5 protein-coding genes are annotated in these 5,218 nt (G+C 59.3%); all 5 read right to left on the bottom strand.

Going from position 1 to position 5,218, the window contains the following annotated elements; translation table 11 throughout:
* Nucleotides 1-1,481, bottom strand: a 1,481-nt coding sequence (locus VGK48_18550) for a methyl-accepting chemotaxis protein (protein ID HEY2383180.1), incomplete at its 3' end; no start/stop codon positions are given.
* A 12-nt stretch (nt 1,482-1,493) separates the two neighbouring features.
* On the bottom strand, nt 1,494-1,961 hold the full coding sequence (locus VGK48_18545) for a chemotaxis protein CheW (GenBank protein HEY2383179.1): 468 nt from the start codon (nt 1,959-1,961) through the stop codon (nt 1,494-1,496).
* A complete protein-coding gene (locus tag VGK48_18540) occupies nt 1,958-3,904 on the bottom strand; it encodes a chemotaxis protein CheA (GenBank protein HEY2383178.1) in 1,947 nt (648 codons plus the stop codon). Before VGK48_18540 ends, VGK48_18545 begins: the two co-directional genes overlap by 4 nt.
* A complete protein-coding gene (locus VGK48_18535) occupies nt 3,904-4,272 on the bottom strand; it encodes a response regulator (protein HEY2383177.1) in 369 nt (122 codons plus the stop codon). Before VGK48_18535 ends, VGK48_18540 begins: the two co-directional genes overlap by 1 nt.
* Nucleotides 4,273-4,360: 88 nt before the next feature.
* Nucleotides 4,361-5,011, bottom strand: a complete 651-nt coding sequence (locus tag VGK48_18530; protein HEY2383176.1) for a response regulator transcription factor — start codon at nt 5,009-5,011, stop codon at nt 4,361-4,363.
* Nucleotides 5,012-5,218: the final 207 nt, after the last annotated feature.

Genomic DNA, 5,218 nt, shown 5'->3' with positions numbered 1-5,218 from the left:
GCTCTCGCCTGCTCGCGAGCCGCATTTCGCAGTTCTGCTGCGATCTTCGTCGTGCTCTGAGCCGCTTTGATCACTTCCCGCGCGCCACCCGCCTGCTCGGTCATCGACTGCGTCACCTGTTGCGACAACTTCCGCATCGCCAGGCCGGCTTGAAGGACAGACTGAACCGCCCGGTTTTGCTCCGAAGCCGCAGCTTTGACCTGCTTGACTTGAGCGACCGTCGTGTTGATGGCATTGACCGAGTTCTGGGCCGCGGCAAGCTGCTCGTCCGATGCCGCCGCGATCTGGGCAACGAACTGGGTGGTTTCGTGCACGCCGGACAATATCTTCTTAAGCGCGGCCCCCGCCTCTTCGCTGGTGCGGCCGCTCTCGTCGGCAATGCGCATGCCGTCGGTGGCGGCGGTCACCGCCTCCTGAATGATTTCCTGCAGTCCACGGATGATCCTGGCGATATCGGATGTTGCCTTCGCCGATCTGTCGGCCAGGTTGCGAATTTCTTCCGCCACCACCGCAAACCCGCGGCCGGCATCGCCGGCGCGTGCAGCTTCGATGGAGGCATTGAGCGACAGAAGGTTGGTACGTTCCGCGATCAGATCGATGGTATCGATGATCGAACTGATTTCACCCGCCCGCTTACCTACCTCGCGAACGACGGTGGCCGACTGCGTAATCGATTCACGAATCCGTCCGAAACCCTGAATGGAACGTTGAACGGTCGCACCGCCCTCTTCGGCGTCGCGCGCAACCCGCGCGCTCACTTCACGCGCCTGCTTGGTCAGTGCGACAACCGACCGGATCGAGCGATCCAGCTGCGTTCCTGCCGCGGCGGCCGCCGACGCTTCTTCCATGATGCGCTCGGCATTGCCCGCAACGGCTTCCACCGATCGCGCCATCTCTTCCATCGAGGTGACCACTTCCTGGATCGAGCCGGCGAGGTTCTCTGCAGCGGCGCTGACCTGTTCGATGGAAGCGCCCATTCGATTCATCGAGGACGACGTTTCCTCTGCCGATACCGTCAAATCCTCGGCGTTCCCGGCGAATCCCTGCATCCCTCGCGACATTTCCTCGATGGTGTTGGCTGTCTCGGTCACGGACACCGCCAGGCTTTCCGTATCGCCGCTGACGGTCTTGATCGATGCCGCCATCTCGGTAATCGTCGCCGTCAATTCTTCCGATGAACTCGCCATCTCCTGGGTGAGAGCGGCAACGCTCTTGATCGATGCCGCCGTTTGCTGAATCGCCGCCGCGGTTTCGTTCACGGAGGCCGCGACCTTCAGGCCGTTCGCCGTGATCTGTTCGACGGACGCGGCAAGCTCATTGACGCCGGAAGCGACCTGCTCGCCCGACGTCCTGGCCGACTCCGCCTGGCCGGCGGTTTCCTTCAACGATGCGGTCAGTTCATTGATCCCGCCGATTGCCGATTCCAGGTTTTCGAGGCCCTGAACCTGTTTCCGGCCGCTGTTACGATTTTGCGTTGCCATAGTTTCCTCCGCTCAGGTTCGCGCCGCACCGGCTCGTGTTTCTGCCGAGCCGATCAGCTCGTTAAGGTCGACAATCAAAATGATCCGGTTGTCGAGAGTGACGACGCCTCTCAAGTAATTTCCGCTCAGACCGGACACGCCGTCAGGTGGCGGTTGGATATCCTCCAGCGGAATGGACATGAATTCGCGCGCCGAGTCGGCAACAAGTCCGATAACCCGGCCGTTGAGCGCCGCTACGATCAGCCTCGATCGCGGGGTATGCGCAACCCGTTCAAACCCGAAGCGCGCGCGCAGGTTGATTGCAGGAATGACCTGGCCGCGCGTAAAAACAACACCGTCCACGTGCGGAGGAGCATTCGGCACGGGAGTGATGTCCTCGATCATTTCCATCTGCTGTACGTGGCGCGCGGGCAGCGCATACGTCGTTTCACCCAGTTGGAACAGAATGAACTTTTCCGAATTCCGGTCGGTTTCTTTCATGGTCTGGTCTCCGAAACCGCGCGCATGCGATGCGCGCGCAACATGCTGTGTACATCCAGGATCAGGACAGGCAGGCCATCGCCAAGTTCGGTTGCCCCGACGATGCCGGGTATCCGCAAGAGAGGGTCGGTGATAGGCCGGACGACGATCTGCCTCTGACCCTCGACCCGATCCACCACCAATCCCACGGCGTTCGAGCCGGCGCCGACAACCAGGATGTGGAGACGGCTGCGTGTCTTTGCTTTCATATTAAATATGTTCACGAGCCGCACAATCGGCAGAACTCCGTCCCGGTAGGTAATCGCTTCATTGTTCTCGAACACGATGCTCGACGACGATTCCACGGCAAAAACTTCGCGAATGCTGGCCTGCGGCACCGCAAACCGCTGGCCCTCCACGGACACCAGCAGGGAGTCGGCGAGAGCCAGAGTCAGCGGAAGCTGTATCGAAAAACGTGTCCCTTGCCCGGCGGTAGTCTGCAAGGTAATGATACCGCCCAAGTCGGTAACCGCCGACTGAACCGCCGCCATCCCGACACCGCGGCCGCTTGCAAGGTCGGCCTCATCACGGGTGGTGAAGCCGGGCGAGCAAATCACGTCAAGAAGCCGCTTCGAGTCCAAGGCCTCGTTGACCCCGGATATTCCCAGCGATCGAGCCCGGGCCGCGACCTTTTCGAGATCGATCCCGCGGCCGTCGTCTTCGATATGGATCATGACGCTGTCGCCGGATGTTATCGCGGAAAGACTCAGTTCTCCTTCCGGCGGTTTGCCGGCGTTGATCCGCTCCTGGGGAGCCTCAATACCATGACTGACCGCGTTCCGCACCAGGTGCAGCAGCGGATCCATCATCCGCTCAACGATCACTTTGTCCAGTTCGGCTTCCTGGCCGCTGATCTCGACGTTGATTTTCTTCTGCGCGTCTCGCTCGAGACCGCGAACGACGAATCGCATCCGCTCGAATATCTGGCCGATGGGAACCAGCCGCGTGCGAATAACCGTCTGCCGGAGTTGCCGCACTTGGCGCTCCATTGTTATGTTGATGTCCTGAAGCGTCCGCAAACCCGCCGGCGTGAGCGCGTCCTCGGTGTTGAGAAGGGCCTCATCGAGATGAAACCGGGTGATCACCAGCTCGCCCACAATCCGCATCAAATCATCCAGCCGGCTCATGTCGACGCGTACGAGGTTTACCGATCCGGCAGGTGAACTCGGCGACGGCGTTACAGGCTCGCTGGATGGACGCTGTGCCTGCTCCGCAACCGGCCCGTAACTGAGACCTTCCGCCCGGAGTCCTTCAAAGCGGGATTCCGGTTCGTTTGTCGCCACGATGAATTCAAACGCGACGCTGCCGTCATCCAGGATCAAGGGCGCCGCGCTCGTGACCTGGCCGTAAGCCGCGAGCCTCTCGCGAACCGTACTGACGGTGATGCCTTGAGCCGCAAGTTCGGACGAAGGGCGGAACTCGAATCGCCATTTCCCGAGGGTGACCTCGCCGGCCTCCGCCGCAACTGAAGCAGCCTTCCCTTTCCGTATCGGACGCGCTTCTTCGACGGCCTGGCTCAGGCGCAGGAGCAGGCTTGTCACGTCCGGCAGCGGTTCGGCCCTCCGGCGGGCAGCCAGAACCTCTTCGATACCGGCGATCGCGGCGAGCGCCTGCGTGATGCCGTCGGACTTGATTTCAGCCCCCGGTTCCTTCAGTTCGCGAAAATAATCTTCGAGGTGGTGTGCAAGTTGCGTGACCTCCTCCATTCCGACCATCGCGGAAAGACCCTTGATCGAATGGAAGTCACGGAGAAGCGTATCGAGAATATTTTCTGCCGGGCCGCCGGACTGGCAGGCATTGTCCAGTTGCAGCATCAGGGCGTGGATCGAGGTCAGATGCTCCTCGCATTCGGCGAAATAATCGTCGATGAACTCCTCGAAAAATGCCCTGCCCGAATCGCTCATCAAGGCTCCAGGAGACGTGACACCTCTTTGAACAGGGCGCCCGGCTCGAAAGGTTTAGTCATATAAAGCGACGCGCCTTCCGACAAGGCGGCCGTCCGGCTGTCGGAGTCATACTTGGTGGTCAGAACGATGATCGGGATGGCGCGGTATTTTGCGTGCGAGCGAACGAAATGGAGAACTTCCAGTCCGTGCATATCGGGCATGTTCAGATCGAGAACCATCAACTCCGCCGGCCCGCGGGAAAGGTTTTCAATCGCTTCGAGCCCGTTCCCCGCTTCTTCGAAGACGATCCCTTGCAGGCTACGCAGCGATGCGATAACCATCCGCCGAATCGTCGGAGAGTCATCCACAACCAGTATCTTCTTCATGGACGTTCCGATCTTTTAGAGTATTAGCCCATTGCGGGCAGCACAATCAGGGAAAACCTTAAAGATATCGTAAACGCCCTGAGATTACCTATTCGGGGTCTACGATGCCTGCGCGGATCGCAAACCGGACAAGACCGGCGACGTCGTGAATATCCAGACGGTCCATCAACTGCTTACGGTGGGTTTCAATGGTCTTGATGCTGAGATTGAGTTTTACAGCGATGTCTTTGGTGTTCATGCCCTCGGCGATCAGCTGCAGCACCTCACGCTGCCGATCCGTAAGCTGATCTTCAAGAGTTTGGTTCTCTTCCAGGCGCCTGGAGTAGTCTTCGACCAGATTCTTTGATACCGCAGGACTTAGATAGACGTCGCCATCCATGGCGGCCCGAATCGCCAGCTCGAGTTCAACGGGATCCGCATTTTTCAGGATGTAACCGGAAACACCGGCCCGGATGGCGCGCCCGATGTAATCACCGCTGGTATGCATCGAGACGATAATGACGCGCACGCCTTTCGCTTCCGTGGCAGCCCTGCGGGCCACTTCCAGACCGGTGAGGCTCGGCATGGTGATGTCGACGAAAGCAACATCGGGGTGATGCTTGTGAATCAAGTCCAGGGCTTCGCGGCCGTCCCCGGTCTCCGCGACGACCTCGACATTTCCCAGTGTGTTTAACATTGCACGAAAGCCGGCCCGGACCAGCTTGTGATCGTCAGCAAGCAGAACACGAATCGGTTTCAACTTTGACTCCTGCTTCCCGTGACTGAAAGGTCACCACTATGGCCGCTTCTTTGTGACGATTGCAATTGACCTTGCCCTGGTTTGACGTACATCAAAAAGCTGATAACTTCTTGATGAACGGGAGATCGAAATGGGCAAGAGAGAGTTGGTTGGGAATCGACAATATACCGACGAGTTCAAGGTTGAGGCGGTACGGTTGGGAGAATC

Source organism: Terriglobia bacterium (assembly GCA_036496425.1).
Taxonomy (GTDB): Bacteria; Acidobacteriota; Terriglobia; order 20CM-2-55-15; family 20CM-2-55-15; genus 20CM-2-55-15.
This window is presented reverse-complemented; position numbering and strand designations above follow the sequence as displayed.

What these genes read in the sequence shown, in the direction of transcription:
- VGK48_18545 (HEY2383179.1), bottom strand. Translation starts at nt 1,961, where the DNA reads ATGAAAGAAACCGACCGGAATTCGGAAAAGTTCATTCTGTTCCAACTG.
- VGK48_18540 (HEY2383178.1), bottom strand. Translation starts at nt 3,904, where the DNA reads ATGAGCGATTCGGGCAGGGCATTTTTCGAGGAGTTCATCGACGATTAT.
- VGK48_18535 (HEY2383177.1), bottom strand. Translation starts at nt 4,272, where the DNA reads ATGAAGAAGATACTGGTTGTGGATGACTCTCCGACGATTCGGCGGATG.